Genomic DNA, 15,441 nt, shown 5'->3' on the forward strand with positions numbered 1-15,441 from the left:
TTGCGTCACTTAGAAAAATAAAGTTTAATTTTAGCAAAAGCAGATAGATGAATTTCGCGTTGTTTTTGATCAACGTTGGAATCGAGAATTTCGATTGCTCTCTGTGCGCCGTCGCTAACATGAGTGTTGGCAAATGAAGTTAAATACCTCAATAATGGTAAAATAAAATCAGCATAGTACTTTTTGTTATCTGTAGGAAAGTATTTTATAACATATTCCAAAAAGTAAATACACTCCCAAGTCTCGCATTGGTCTAACCAAGAATAAAGGCTATCTTTTTCTTTCTCTTTTATCTCTAACAGCAAAATAGTTTCAATAATCGCTTTTTGAATTTTGCTATTATTTTTATTTTGTAGTTTTTGAATCAAAGCAGGCATCGCTTTTTGAAATCTTAGTTTACCTAAAGTTCGAATAACATATGCTTGTTTTGCAGCAGAGGGATGGTTGATTAATTCAAATACCAGGTGAGGATATTCTGCGCTCTGTAGGTTCCAATCAACAGTAGAAAACTGCCTAATAATTTCAATTCGCGAAGTCATTAGATTTAAACATTGGTTGAAAAATTCTGTAGTCCCTTTTAAATTTTTTAACTCATCGCGACGTTCGTAATCATTTGGAGTTGCCACAAGAAATAAATAAAATATTCCCAAATAAGCTAGGCTCATTAAAGCCAAATAACTGATAAACTTTAAGCTATTTTTTTGAAGGAGAGTTGCTTTCTTGGTAAATTTAGCAAAGTAGTAGCGAATGCTTCTTGCAAAGGCGAGTGATAACAAAAAAAATGTCGAAAAAAATGGATTTGCAATAATGCATAAAAATTTCCCTATTATGACTAGTTTGCTAATGCTTCTAGTTTTATCAAAAAAACGCACACCTATAAAAATAGTTATCCACGATAAAATAAACTTTACTCCTAAAAGATGGGTTTTAGAAGGGTTATAAAAATAGTTCAGTCCATGGATAAAAGATAGAATACTGAAAAAAAAGCAGAAAAAAGGCATCGTTGAACTGTGGTATTTTAACTCATTTAAGCGACTTCGTGATTTTCTTATTGTTTTTTTAGTTGTTTTTGTATCGAAAACCATTTCTTCTAGTTGTTGCGTTTCGTCATTTTCATAATCTAAAGTCTCAGACAATATCATATTTTCTTTTACTAGTGAATATACTTGGGCACAATTGTCGCAACGTATTTTTTTTCGTAAAATATTTGTATTTTTGTCAATAGAGCAATCTTGAGAACACGATGGGCAACGAAAGTTCCACACTTTGGATATTTCACTTTCTGGTACAAGTTGCAAAGGATTTTTTTTCAATTACTTAACTCCAAATTCTATTGCGATTTTAGATCATAAAACTTGTTTTACTTTAGGCTTTTTATTTGTTTGCGCATAAAGCGTTTCCAACTAGCCTCAAATTTCTCGATGTCTTGGTTTACTAATTTTTCAAAAGCTTTTACTGGTGGTACACCTTGCCATAAGTCATAGACATAATGATTTAATATATTTGATTTTTTGAGGTTGTACCTTGTTGCAATGTAATATGTAACCGCCCAAGATTGAATATAGCTTAAATTAGAACGTTCTAAATTATTTTTTGTTCGGACTAAGAACTCTGAAGCTCCTGCGGTAACGAGTGATTTGATAGAAATAGTTTCATTGTGCTCAATAAACTTTTTTAAGTATCGTATTCTATCTTTATTTTGTTTACCAATAACAAGGTCGTCAGTCAATAAAAGAGAATCCTCAAAAAGCTGGGCTAACCCTTCATTTAACCACCGAGGGGCCTCCAACGCTAATTTTTTTGTGAACATAAAATTATGTAGAAAAGCATGAAAGGCTTCGTGATAAATAGTTTCAATCATTGTTTCGATATAACCTAAAAAAATTTGCTTATTTTTATAGTTGTAAAGTTTTATTTTGTCTTCTAACGATTTAACTACTTTTTGGTTTTCGTATAATTTTTTTCGTTCTTCTTGAATTAAATCAAGTAATTTACGGTGCCTTTTTTTATATTCTTTTAATGTAATGTTTTTCTGTTGGAACATTTTTTCTAGTTTTCTGGAAGTATCTTGTCTTATTCCTGTGATTTCTTTTTTCGTAGATTTAATGTGTTTTCGATACTCTTTTATGTTTTTTAAAGTTTCTTCATTTTCGTTTTTTAATTTTTCTATTACTTTTTGGTAAGAATCTACGTTGCAACCAGCGGCGATATAGTTACTTTGCGGGAGAAAAAAAGCAGGGTTAGAAAAAGCATGATCAATTGATTTATAATATTCTTCCATGGAGTTGAACACATAAATTTTTACCTTTTCTTTCGTGTCGCTTTTGATGAAAAAGAATTTTTTATATGCTTTAAAAATCAAATCTACACGAAAGGCAACTTCTTGCGAAAAATCTAATGGTGTATTGCAAAAAAGTTGAAAGTACTCACCTTCATAAAACAATGCTTCACCTTCACCAAATTTCCAGTCACTTTTTTCGAAATTGATTTTTTTTCTAAAGTCATTTTTGGCCATTCGATCTAAATATCTAATTTTACGTGCGCGAGATTCTGGTGAAATTTTTCGAATAGATTTTATATTTTTTTTCATTACCAAACGTTTAGTGCTTTTTTCTTTGAGTTTTTCATCAAAAATTAGTAGAAACAACACATCGTCTTTCTCTTGTATGATTAAACCTTCTTTTGTTGTTCCATTTTTTAAAAAAACTTTATCGAGGTTTACTTGTAAGGATCGTCCTTTGATTATTTTTTTCTTTTTAAGACGAATGAGTTTTCGCTTTTGTTGAACTTGCCACTTGTTTAATTCTTGGATAAAACTCGCTGTTACTTGCTTATTTAATTGTTCTTGCGTTTTTATAGTTGAAAAATTTATATATCTAGATGAAGAAATCACATCGTTCCAAATACGCTTGCCATTTTCCCATTTATCGACAACGCAAAAAATACGGTATTTTTGTAGTTTTTGCCAATTGCCTGTTTTTACTTGTCTCATTTTTAGAGCAAGGTAATTTTGGCTTTTTTGTTTTAAAAACTGCACAATATAACCTTTTTCAGAGAAAGACTCTTCTATTTGTTTTTTGGCATTAACAAGTGTTACTCTCGAAAAGTTTTTACAAAGAACATGTATTTTCTGTTTTACGTCTAAAAAAGATTTCCAGTGTGTAATTATTTTTTCAGTATCAGAAGAATTGAGAACTCTCGCTTTTTGCAACACGCTTAAATACGATTTGCAAAAACTAGAACGATGATTTTTAGAAATGTTTTGTAGTAAAGACAATGCCAACTTGTCTACTTTGTACAGATTATTGGTCACTTCTTCGCGAAATTCTAATTGCTTAACAAGAGTATTTGATCTTATTTTTATAGATGATTCTCTATATTTCGCTATTATGTCTTTATAGGCATTTATAAATTCTGTGTGGTTGAAATTAGCCAGTTTATCAACGGCATTTTTTCTTTTATGTTTTGCTGAGAGTGGCTTACTTGATTGTTTCTTTTGTTGCTCGGGAATTGGATTTAATTTTCGCTGCCACTGGTTTTCTACAAGTTCATACTTTCTTTGGTACTCAATAAATATGTTGACCAGACAATGTATTGCTTCCTGACTAGTTTGCTTATCTTGAGAAGACAGCATTTCTTCAAGTTCATAACGCAAAGTGTTCATTTTTAATTCGCGAATAGCCTCGAAAAAAACACCGTTAGGTTTTTTGTTTGTACGTAACAACTCTTTAAAATAAGGCGTTAAAGTTGCTTTATCAAACCTTTGTAACATCTTCTTGGATCGACTTCGTATCTCTTCAAATTCGCTATCTAGGCCCATCATTAAGATAGGGGCGGCTCTTTTATCAATAGACTGTGATGCAATAAGAGCTTTTTTCTGCTGAGTGAGTACTGGAGACATCATCTTTGTTTTGAGATCTTTGATATCTGTTTTGGAAATATAACTGAAAAAAAAGGCACAACAAATAACAAAAGCACCAGCAGCGACAAAATATTTGGTGTTCTTTTTTTGGCTGTTTAATTTCTGGCGTCGGATATTTTTGTTTGGTTTTTGTACCTTTGGCACTTTGTAGCTTTTTTGAGCTTTATTTTCCTGACTAAGGACAAACAAATTATTACAATGTCGACATTTCGCTTTTTTCCCAAACGAAATCCTATCGTTTTGAAAACTAGACTCTAAATTACAATGATGGCATATAAAGTGAGTTCTTTCAGTCTGTAAGTCTTGCGATATTTCTGATTTGCTTTTTTCTTTGATGCGAGAAGAACGTAGAACTTTTCTATCAAATGTTACGCAACAATGCCCACATTTTACATGACTACTTATTTTTCCAAGAGGAATAATCGGAATAAAATATAAAGTAAAATATTTATGTACTCCAACAAGACTATATTTCTGATCTTTGCAACACGTTGGACATAGAAATAAACCTTTTTTAATTGTCTTTTCTATACATTTTGTACCATAGATGATCATGTCTGCTCCTAGCTTTAGAACACATTGATATTGACAAATATCATGTTCTCGTATATCGAAATTCTGCCGTTACATATCTATCACTAACAATAACGAAGAATGTGACATATTTTTTATTTTATCTTAAAAGCTTGGGGCCTGTCATCAATTAAAACATTATATTGGAGAATTCGTGTTGTAACCGAAAATATATAACGGCTACGATTACAATACTATCGGGCTAACAAAAAGTATACGCATCATCGTTTACTTCTTGTTTATATTTTTACTGTTTTGAGTGACATTTCTAATTTTTTGTTCTAAGTTAGGAGATAGAGTCTGCGAGTAATTGATTAATTGTTTTAATTCTTGCTCGGAGCAATTTTTAAGCATCTTCCGGTGCCTAAAGCCTTTTAAAAACTTATTGATAATACCTATTGCTTCTTCTTTTTTGAACTTATTACAGTGATCTATAAACAAAGGAACAGATAAACACTCAGGTCGACCAATACTCATACCACTTCGAAATTTTTTCATACTTCTTTCTGAAAAAGAATGACCTATAAAAGCACGAAAATTCTTGGCATCGGGATTGATCATTATTGTGTAGTAAAAACGTCCAATACCTTTCTCTACTTTTATGTGATGATCTTCAAATCGTTTACCATCAGTGGTGAATTGATATTCGTATGCTACTCCATCTATTATCTGAGTATTTTTGCGTATAGTAAATTCTAGTGGGGTTAGTCTTTTTAGTTTTACAGGGATAATATATGGACCTTCTCCTGGAGGAATAACGCCAATAAATTCTGTGGTTTTGTATTTTGCGAATTGAATAATAAAATGTACTTGTTTTCCTGGTTGAAAAGTGTCGCGAAATTTTACTTGAGCATTTGTTTTTACATTCATCACGCTATGTGCATCAACAAGGCAAGAGCATAAAAATAGTGCTTGTGGTCTGACAACAGAGAAAGCTATTTGCTTATTATTTTGTACATTAAAAATCTTTTGCGGGGAAACGTTACTATAAGAATAAGCAACCATTTCAAAAGATATTTGTCTTTTTTTTGCAATCAGAGTTGTTTTGATAACAAAGGGAGATGATGTTATCGGTTGTTGTTTGATTACTTGGGTTTTATATCCTGGTTGTGAAATTGTAATATCGTAGATTCCCGCAGCAATTGTATTTTTGCTTTGTAATTGTTTGGTTAGCGTTTTATTCGTTATACTCACAGTGTAAGGTGGTAGGTCTTTTGGTGGTAATACATCGTGAGTGATGTCTAGTTGTATTTCAATGTTGCTTTGTGCATTGCAAACAATTGAAAATACTAGAGTAAGAAAAAATATCATGCGCATTATAATTTACTCCTTTTAAATTTGTTGTCCTGTTTTTTCGATCTTGTTGTCGCCTACTTAGAATAGATATTCATAATTTTTTGTTCTAGATCGTTATCAGTGAGAGTTCGCAAGTAGTCGATTAATTGTTGTAGTTCCTGCTGAGAACAATTTTTTAGCATTTTACGGTTTCTAAAGCCTTTTAGAAATTTGTTGATAATGTTTACTGCTTGTTGTTTTTTGAACTTACTGCAGTGATCTATAAACAAAGGAACGGATAAATATTCCGGTCGGCCAATACTCATACCGCTTCGAAATTTTTTGAGGCTTCTTTCTAAAAAGGAGTGTCCTATGAAAGCGCGAAAAACCTTAGCATCAGGATCGATCATTATTGTGTAATAAAAACGTCCAATACCGTTCTCTACTTTTAAATGGTGATCTTCTAGTGGTTTACCGTCAGTAGTGAATTTGTATTGGTATGTAAGTCCATCTATTATTTGAGTGTTTTTGCGTATGGTAAATTCTAGAGGGTTTAATTTTTTCAGAGGCACAGGAATGATGTACGGCCCTTCGCCTGGAGGAATAACATCAACAATTTCGACAGTGTTGTATGTACTAAATCGAATAATAAAATGAACTTGTTCTCCTGAACAAAAAGTATCGCGAAATTCTACTTTGGCGCTTGTTTTTACGTTGATCACACTGTGCGCGTCAATACAAGCCATCGTATAGTTTTTAGGTTCAAAAGATATTTGTCTCTTTTTTGCAACAAGTGTTGCTTTGATAACGAAAGGAGATGTTGTTATCGATTGCTGTTTGATTACTTTCGTTTTGTATCCTGGTTGTGAAATTGTAATATCGTAGGTGCCCGCAGCAATTGTATCTTTGTTTTGTTTGGTTAATGTTTTACTAATTATACTCACAGTGTAAGGTGGTAAATTTTTTGGTGGTGATGCGTCGTGAGTGATGTCTAGTTGTATTTCAATGTTGCTTTGTGCATTGCAAACAATTGAAAATACTAGAGTAAGAAAAAATATCATGCGCATTATGATTTACTCCTTTTAAATTTGTTGTCCCTGTTTTTTCGATCTTACTATTGCCTACTTCGAATAGATATTCATAACTTTTTGTTCTAGATCGTTATCAGCTAGAGTTCGTAAGTAGTCGATTAATTTTTGTAGTTCCTGTTGAGAACAATTCCGTAGCTTTTTACGGTTTCTAAAGCCTTTTAGAAATTTATTGATAATGTCTACTGCTTGTTGTTTTTTGAACTTACTGCAGTGATCTATAAACAAAGGAACAGATAAATATTCAGGTCGGCCAATACTCATACCACTTCGAAATTTTTTGAGGCTTCTTTCTAAAAAGGAGTGTCCTATGAAAGCGCGAAAAACCTTAGCATCAGGATCGATCATTATTGTGTAGTAAAAACGTCCAATACCGTTCTCTACTTTTAAATGTATATCTTCTAGTGGTTTACCGTCAGTAGTGAATTTGTATTGGTATGTAAGTCCATCTATTATTTGAGTGTTTTTGCGTATGGTAAATTCTAATGGCTTTAGTTTTTTCAGAGGTACAGGAATGATGTACGGGCCTTCACCTGGAGGAACAACATCAATAATTTCGACGGTTTTGTATTTTATAAATTGTACAAGAAAGTGTACTTGTTCTCCTGGTTGAAAAGTATCGCGAAATTCTACTTTGGTGTTTGTTTTTACGTTGATCACACTGTGCACATCAACAAGATGACAAACGTATAAATACGGCTGTTGTGGTTTGGTAATAGAGAAAGAGATTTGTTTCTTATTCTTTACATCAAAAATTCTTGGGAAAACGTTACTATAATAAGGATTTATTTCAAATGATATTTGTCTCTTTTTTGCTATCAGAGTTGTTTTGATAACAAAAGGATATGTTGTTAGCAATTGTTGCTTGATTACTTGGATTTTATATCCTGGTTGTGAAATTGTAATGTCGTAGATTCCCGCAGCAACTGTATCTTTGTTTTGTAATTGTTTGGTTAATGTGTTACTGGTTATACTCACAGTGTAAGGTGGTAAATTTTTTGGTGGTAATACGTCGTGAGTGATGTCTAGTTGTATTTCAATGTTACTTTGTGCATTGCAGACAATTGAAAATACTAGAGTAAGAAAAAATATTGTGCGCATTATGTTTACTCCTTTTATGTCGTCCTATGAAAGCAGTTGTCATTAATTCATAGACTTCTTGTTAGTGTAGTGGATCAATGTCATATTCCATTACAACATCAACATAGATAGCTTTTCTTTTTAAGACACTCACGTCTAATGATTATTCATTTTCTATTTTAGGAGTTTTGCTAGAAATTGTCCGGTGTGTGATTTTTTTTGTTTTGCTATTTGTTCTGGCGTTCCTTTGGCCATTATTCTTCCTCCGTTTTCTCCTCCTTCAGGACCTAAGTCTATTATATAATCTGCGGTTTTGATGACGTCTAGGTTGTGCTCGATTACAATAACACTGTGACCTTTGTCGACAAAACCGCGTAAGCAGTCTAGTAATTTTTGGATGTCAGCAAAATGTAAACCTGTTGTTGGTTCGTCGAAGATGTATAGGTTGTGTTTGCCGCGCTTGCTTTTCGCCAGTTCTGCTGCTAATTTGACTCTTTGCGCTTCACCTCCTGATAGTATAGTTGCAGGATGACCGATTGTTAAATAACCTAGTCCTAGGTCGTTGAGAACGCTGAGTTTTTTGGCAATGAGTTTGTTGTCTTCAAAAAATGCTACCCCTTTTTCTATAGACATTTCTAGCACATCAAAAATGTTTTTGTCTTTGTAGGTGACACTTAGGGTGTCTTCGTTGTAGCGTTTTCCCTTGCAATTTGGGCATGTGGTCTCTACGTCGGGCATAAATGCTAGTTTTGTGGTTATCATTCCCTCGCCTTTGCATTCTTCGCATCGTCCGCCTTTGACATTAAAACTAAATTGTGACGCGCTATATCCTTTTTCTTTGGCAGTGTCTGTTGATGCAAATAGCTTGCGGATATTGTCGTAAAAGCCAATGTATGTTGCAGGGTTTGAGCGCGAGGTGCGTCCAATAGGAGACTGATCTATATGAATGACACTATCTACATGTTCGTGACCACTGAACTTTGTGTGTTTACCAGAAAGAACGCGGCTATCGTATTTCAGTGAATATAGTTTTTTGTACAGCGTTTCGTGAATAAGAGAACTTTTGCCTGATCCAGAAGCGCCGGTGATACATGTGAAATTTCCTAGGGGAATTTTTATATCGAGGTTATCGAGATTATTGTGTTGTGCTCCTTTAATTTCTAAGTGTTTTCCGTTGCCTTTGTTGCGCTTTTTGGGGTATGAAATTTGTTTTTTACCACTTAAAAATAGCCCGGTAATGGAATTGTTATCTTTAATCATTTTACTTACCGTGCCGCTCATTACAATTTCACCACCATGAACACCAGGCCCTGGTCCTACCTCTACAATATAATCGGCAGCGCGAATTGTGTCTTCATCGTGTTCAACAACAATAACAGTGTTACCTATATCTCTTAAATGGCGCAAAGTTTTGATCATTTTTGCATTGTCTTTAGCATGTAAACCAATGCTTGGTTCGTCTAAAACATATAACATGCCCATAAGCCCAGAACCTATTTGCGAAGACAATCTTATTCTTTGAGATTCGCCACCTGATAGTGTCGCAGAGCGACGATTTAAATTTAAATAATTGAGTCCGATATTGATTAAGGTATCTAAACGCCCTATAATTTCGCGCTGTATGGTTTGTAGTATTTGTAAGTGTTTATCTTCGGTTTTGATATTTTGAATAAAGGAGTGAAGTTCTTCAAGTGGCATTTCGCCGATTTGATAGATGTTTTTGTTGTCAATAGTAACAAGACATCTCTGCTTTTTTAAACGTGTTCCCTTACAATCAGGACAAGGTTGCTCGACCATAATTTTGCGATAGTATTCCTCGGACCAGTTGCTGGCTTCACCATATTTTCGGTACCAATTGTATTTGTGTTCTATATCAATTGCGATACCTCGGTAACTAACTTCTTTTCCTTCATGGTGTTGTCCTTGCGTTGCTCCTTGCGGTATTACAATGGGAAGTTTTTCGCCGTTGGTTCCGTAGAATAAAATGTTGACAACCGATTTTTTCAATTTTGCAAATGGTGTATCTAGACTGAACTTGTAGTGGCTTGCTAAGCTTTCAAGAATGCGTCCCCCCCAAGTATTCTTGTCGCAGTTAAGCGCTTCTTTCACGAAGGCTCCATTACGTAAAGATCTCGATGGATCGGGAACAAGAAGTGGAGTATGAACGCGCATAGAAGTTCCAAGTCCAGAGCAAGTATTACAGGCTCCGGCGGCGTCGTTAAATGTAAACCAGCCGTGATGCATTTCTGAAGATAAAATGAAATGCTGTTTGCAGCCACAAGCGCGGTAGAACTCATCGCGTTTATTTTTGGTAATTTTACTAATAATATGAAAACTAAACAAACCAGCGCCTATTTGATTGGCGTGTTCTAGTGAAGCAATTATTTGCTTGTCGATGTTTTTTTGTACAGTAAAAACATCAGCAATGACTTCAATAAAATAATTCTGGCTCTCGTCCAACTCAATTTCATTACCAATGTCTTGGAGTTTGCCATCAATGCGTATATTTCTGTAACCACTAGCGCGTATAGTTTCTAGTAGATAGGGATAGTCTTCATTGTAAATTTTTAATACGGGAACACGTGCTTCTACCTCTGTTCCCATGGGAAGGGAGAGTATATGTTCCATCATACGATATAAACTCCATACCTCGACAGGTTCTTCGCAAACAGGACACTTAGGAGTTCCTATACTTGCATATAACATCCGCAAGTAGTCTAAAATGTCAGTCATTGTTCCAACGGTAGAACGAGGGTTTTTGGTGATGGTTTTTTGATCGATACAAACAACAGGTGACAAACCGCTTACAAAATCTACTTGCGGTTTTTTTAGCTGTTGCACGAATCTTTTTGCCCACGAGGACATTGATTCTAGAAAACGTCGCTGTCCTTCTGCGTAAATAGTATCAAAAGCCAAAGATGATTTACCTGAACCACTTACTCCCGTAACGACAACGAGTTTGTCGCGTGGAATCTCGACATCAATGTTTTTTAAGTTGTTTTCTCGTGCCCCACGCACAGATAGTATTTTTTCCATTTTATCTCCACATTTTTACTTATTCACTTGGTACGCTGGTTCTTCTACATCGGTTATGCTTTTTTTAGTGATGCGAATCGGCAATGATATTTTTTCTAAAAAACCTTTGTTGCACAACCATTCGCAAACACAAACGATGTGCCATGGATAGATTTGGGTGTGGGCGAAAGAATCGCAGATTTGCGATAGTGGCACAATATGCGGTTTATTTTGGTAAAATTTTATGATAGGACGTAAATAGTGCTGATGATTTTGTTCTAGATATTCTCGCACAGCTTGTAAGGCTTTTTTTAGTTTAGTCATCGAGCGTTGTCGTCCTAATATTTCTTGGTAGACAGTTGCAAATAACTGCGGATTGTAATCTATTGCTTTGTAAATGGGCTGATGCTCGTATACTTCGCCGCGCAAAATAATTTCAATTGCCGCTAAACTGTGTGCAACTCCAAGAAGCTCTTGACGTGCTAATTCGATATCTTTTTTGGTGTGTATTAACTGATCGATATATTTTAATGGTTGGATTACCCATGTTGTTGCAATCATTAGTGAAGTTTCTTGGTCGGAAGTTGCTAGTTGGTGGGCTTGTTGAAACCAGCGATCAATAGAAGAATCTTTACTATGAACTAAGATGCGTTTTGCAAAGAAATTATGAGTAAAAGCCGTGCGCGAATTTCCTTCTACCATGAGTTTAAAACGCGTACGTGGAATGAGTTCAATGACTATGTTAATATCTTCTTCCGTGTAAGTACGGAAAAGGCGTTCATCTCCACCATCGCTTTTACGGCGTTTCGTTACCCCATCAACCTCAATAACCCACAAAAATAAATGTTCTTTAGACCAAATAGTTTGTGGTGAAATTTCTCCGATAAGGACCACTGCCTGAATCCATTTATCTTTCTCTACACGTTCTATAAAAATATCCAGCGCTTTTTGAAAGCGTTGGCATTTTTGTTCCATATTCTCTGACATTATTTTTCTCACTATGCATTTTACATAAGAAGTACATTACTATTTATATGGTACTGTTTATGTACGGTTTTTGCAAGCTAGTTTTAAGTAGTAAGATCACTTAGATAAACAATTTAGTGAGTTTTTTTTGTAAGTTTAAAGAGTAATGTCGTTCTTTTTGTTCACTTATTTGTTGTTGTTTTTCTGTAGCATCAAATTTTACATTATTGTTTTGTAAAGTTTTAGTGATGAGTTTGGATAATCGTATTTCTAAATCGAGTATAAGAAGAGGATCGCAGTTTTTTTTACGGCGATTAATTTCGTTAACTAATTCGTTGAGACTCCATTTTTGCGAAGAAAAGAATGTGTCGGCTTTACATAGAGCGCAAATCATTTTATGTAGTGTTTCGCGAGAATGAGAAATAACTTTATCTATATTTTCTTGCGTAGGTAATTGGTATTGCTTGCGGATATTGTCTTCGTGATCAAGAGGAATATGTTCGATGTTATCTATTTTGTGTTCTATTTCTAGTTTTACTATTAAACTGTGATAGTCGTGTAAAAAAGAGCAGTGTAAGTAGTTGATATCTTCTCGGCTGTATTTCATACAAAATACCAGCACAAAAAAATCTTTTATTGGTGTAAATACACTTAGTGGGTTTGGTATAAAGCTCAACAAGAAGTCTAGTATGGTTTTTTTTCCTGTTGCAAGCGTTTCCTTTCGATTAACAAAATCTAGATCTCTGCGCATTTGATCAAGGTGGTACCTTGCCTCAAGAACGAGGGTTAATACAATATCTCTTTGGTATTTATCTAGTTTTGTTATCTGCTTTTTTGTGGTGCTAGAGTTATAGAGCAATCGATATAGCAGTGCACGTGCTTTGTTGTAGTCACTCCACAGTTCCGATACTAAGATTGAAGGGTCTTTTGTTCTTCTTGCGGCCTTTTTCATTGTGTGGGCCATCTTCCAGGCGCGAAAAATTCCTTGAACATAACTACTAACGGTGTCAATGATCATATCTACAGCATTGGCAAATAACACAAAATACATTCCTATAGTTGCTTGCGATATTTTTAGTAGAACTTTGAATTTAGAGGTGAAACGTTCCACTGGTCCAGGAATTCCTGCATCTCCAGAGAGCCATTTTTGCCAACTTTTTTCGCGTTGTATAGTAATCTTACGCTTTTCTTTACGTTCAACTTTTAAAGCTTGTTGTCTTTTTTGAGTTTCCGTCTCCAATTTACTTGGTTTCTTTAGGGCTTTTTTTCTCAATCCTACTTTGGGTTTTGTTTCTGTGCTTTTATCTAAATCATAACTTTTTTTTGCATAATTACGGCGTTTTAAAGATGCAATTTCACGAAGATCGCTACGATCACATTCATCGACAATCTCAGAGTTCATTCCATCATCGTCATCGTCATCATCTTCTTCATAGTCTGCATCGTCTGATTTTACAGGTGCATACTCTATTTCATCGTCTAAATCGTAGCCAAGGTCAGCGGAGGTTAGCATATCATACATATCTTCGAGGTTACTTTGCTCAACATCATAGTGTTTTTTAATAGCTTGTGCGATAGATGTTGGAGTTGCAACGACCAGTTCTATATCACAAGCGAGTAAAAATCTTAGGTCCTCTAAGGTCTCTAAATCTGTTACATCTGAAAAGGCGACGTAGATTGCTCTAGCAGTCTTTTTTACTGGGATAATTTGCTTTTCTTCTACAATTTGTCTTGGAGCACACTCAATAACTTCTGGAGGGATATCTCCCGTTGAAAGATCAACATAGGGTAGGTTATTCTGTCGTGCAAGAGCTTGATATACTTGTATTTCCGTTGCATAATTAAGTAGAATTAAAGCTTCGCCTAAACGTACACTATATTCTTGTTGATAGGCGAGGGCATTTTTGAGTTGCGATCTATTGATAATATCTAGAGAAATAAGTATTGCGCCTAGTTTTCTATGACGTTTCTTAGATGATGGATTTTTAGGTTCAAAAATTTCTATACTTGGCGGAGTATTTGATTCACTTTGTTCTTGGGAGCTTTCAGGTTTGGAAGTATCGGAGCCTTTAGATTCAGCAATATCTATATTGGGTGGAGTGCTTAATTCGCTTTGTTCTTGGGAACTTTTAGTTTCGGAAGTATTTATGTTATTTGATTCGCTTTGTTGCGAAATGATTGCGTCTTGAGAGTTTTCAGGTTCGGAAATATTTATACTAGGTGGAGTATTTGATTCGCTTTGTTCTTGAGAGTTTTCAGGTTTGGAAATATTTATATTGGGTGGAGTATTTGATTCGCTTTGTTTCGAAAAAATTTCATCTTGAGAGCTTTCAGATTCCAAAGAAGTTATGTCTAAGCTTGTTATGGGGTTGAATTCCACATTATTGTCATGTGAATCAAAAAACTTTAGATTGTATAAAATATTTTGTTCAATAAATTTCTCTAATTGTTCTTTCGAAGTATCAGAGTTTTCTAAAAGTGTTTTGATCTTTGTGATACTTTGATAAAGTTTGGATGGATTTCTTAAACCGCGAAGAGTAATTTTGTGATAAATATCTAATAAATAATCTGTATCGTTTTTTTGAGTTGTGATAGTGTGAAATAGCTTTTTTTTGATAAGATGGGCATTGGATGTACTTTGATATGCTAGTGAGAGTAGTTGTACTAAGGTACGTTTGTCTTGGGCTGTTTTCACAGTTAATTGTTCCACTGTTTTGGTATTTATTTTTGGTGAGATACTGTCGCTGGTTACTAGCTTTTTCGCTGCTTTATCTAGTATGTTTGACAAATCTTCGAGAACTTGCTGTACGTTTTGGTAGCGCTGTTCTTTCTTTTTTTGTAGCATTTTGGTAATGATTGTTTGGAGTTGAGGGTTGATATCCGGCAAGTATTTTTGAATGGAGGTAGGTTCATTTTTTAGCATATGATTGAGATAAGATATACCTTGCTGTTGTCCAAAAGGGTACTGTTTGGTAAGGAGATAGTAAAATAAAACTCCTATAGAGAAAATATCAGATCTTTCGTCGAGTTGTTCTCCTTGGTAAAGTTCAGGAGACCAAAAATGGTATGCTTCGTTTTCGCTTATTTTATAATTTTTTTCAGACTGTTGATTAGATAACTGTGGCTCAAATCCTGTCATTCCCTTACTCAAATTAAGTCCATACATCATTATTTTTACATGACCATTTTTTTGTAAGAAAATATTCTTAGGATGAATAGCTTGGTGAATGATTCCGAGATTATGTCCGGCAAAGATTCCATCTAGCAATTGGTAAATAGTTGCTGTTGTTTGACTGATAGAGAGTGTTTGTTGTTGTAACCACCATGAAAGTGTGTTTCCCGAAACGGCTTCTAGTACTAAATAATAATTATTATCGTCTTGTTCTACAGAATAGATTTTTTGAAAATTGCGATGATTAATTTTTTGTAAAGTTTCTGCCATTTTAGTTAATTTTTGATGAGCATTTTGTGTTGAAGCTTTTGTTACATGTAATAAATTCATAATCACACTTTCATAGCTGT

The 15,441-nt window shown here is 34.4% G+C and carries 8 protein-coding genes; all 8 read right to left on the bottom strand.

Features of this window, described 5'->3' with window-relative positions:
• Positions 1-5: 5 nt before the first annotated feature.
• Entirely contained in the window at positions 6-1,313 is a 1,308-nt protein-coding gene (locus tag UABHE_RS00375) for a HEAT repeat domain-containing protein (RefSeq protein WP_372368138.1), read from the bottom strand.
• A gap of 47 nt (positions 1,314-1,360) precedes the next feature.
• Positions 1,361-4,477: a DUF1570 domain-containing protein gene (locus tag UABHE_RS00380; RefSeq protein WP_372368139.1), complete on the bottom strand. Its 3,117-nt coding sequence runs from the start codon at positions 4,475-4,477 to the stop codon at positions 1,361-1,363.
• Positions 4,478-4,723: 246 nt separating this feature from the next.
• A complete protein-coding gene (locus tag UABHE_RS00385) occupies positions 4,724-5,812 on the bottom strand; it encodes a hypothetical protein (protein WP_372368140.1) in 1,089 nt (362 codons plus the stop codon).
• 53 nt (positions 5,813-5,865) lie between these two features.
• On the bottom strand, positions 5,866-6,837 hold the full coding sequence (locus UABHE_RS00390; protein ID WP_372368141.1) for a hypothetical protein: 972 nt from the start codon (positions 6,835-6,837) through the stop codon (positions 5,866-5,868).
• 54 nt (positions 6,838-6,891) lie between these two features.
• A complete protein-coding gene (locus UABHE_RS00395) occupies positions 6,892-7,959 on the bottom strand; it encodes a hypothetical protein (RefSeq protein WP_372368142.1) in 1,068 nt (355 codons plus the stop codon).
• Positions 7,960-8,112: 153 nt separating this feature from the next.
• Positions 8,113-10,974 carry an excinuclease ABC subunit UvrA gene (gene uvrA, locus UABHE_RS00400; protein ID WP_372368143.1) on the bottom strand — a complete coding sequence of 954 codons (2,862 nt, stop codon included), beginning with the start codon at positions 10,972-10,974 and terminating at the stop codon, positions 8,113-8,115.
• A 15-nt stretch (positions 10,975-10,989) separates the two neighbouring features.
• On the bottom strand, positions 10,990-11,940 hold the full coding sequence (locus tag UABHE_RS00405; RefSeq protein WP_372368144.1) for a hypothetical protein: 951 nt from the start codon (positions 11,938-11,940) through the stop codon (positions 10,990-10,992).
• A gap of 100 nt (positions 11,941-12,040) precedes the next feature.
• Complete coding sequence (locus UABHE_RS00410) at positions 12,041-15,421, bottom strand: protein kinase (protein ID WP_372368145.1); 3,381 nt, start codon at positions 15,419-15,421, stop codon at positions 12,041-12,043.
• Positions 15,422-15,441: the final 20 nt, after the last annotated feature.

Origin of the sequence: Candidatus Uabimicrobium helgolandensis (assembly GCF_041508025.1) — a bacterium.
Taxonomy (GTDB): Bacteria; Planctomycetota; Uabimicrobiia; order Uabimicrobiales; family Uabimicrobiaceae; genus Uabimicrobium; species Uabimicrobium helgolandensis.

Excerpts from the sequence above, each read along its gene's own strand:
- UABHE_RS00380 (WP_372368139.1), bottom strand. The coding sequence starts at position 4,477 with ATGATCATCTATGGTACAAAATGTATAGAAAAGACAATTAAAAAAGGT.
- UABHE_RS00385 (WP_372368140.1), bottom strand. The coding sequence starts at position 5,812 with ATGCGCATGATATTTTTTCTTACTCTAGTATTTTCAATTGTTTGCAAT.
- UABHE_RS00390 (WP_372368141.1), bottom strand. The coding sequence starts at position 6,837 with ATGCGCATGATATTTTTTCTTACTCTAGTATTTTCAATTGTTTGCAAT.
- UABHE_RS00395 (WP_372368142.1), bottom strand. The coding sequence starts at position 7,959 with ATGCGCACAATATTTTTTCTTACTCTAGTATTTTCAATTGTCTGCAAT.
- uvrA (WP_372368143.1), bottom strand. The coding sequence starts at position 10,974 with ATGGAAAAAATACTATCTGTGCGTGGGGCACGAGAAAACAACTTAAAA.
- UABHE_RS00405 (WP_372368144.1), bottom strand. The coding sequence starts at position 11,940 with ATGTCAGAGAATATGGAACAAAAATGCCAACGCTTTCAAAAAGCGCTG.
- UABHE_RS00410 (WP_372368145.1), bottom strand. The coding sequence starts at position 15,421 with ATGAATTTATTACATGTAACAAAAGCTTCAACACAAAATGCTCATCAA.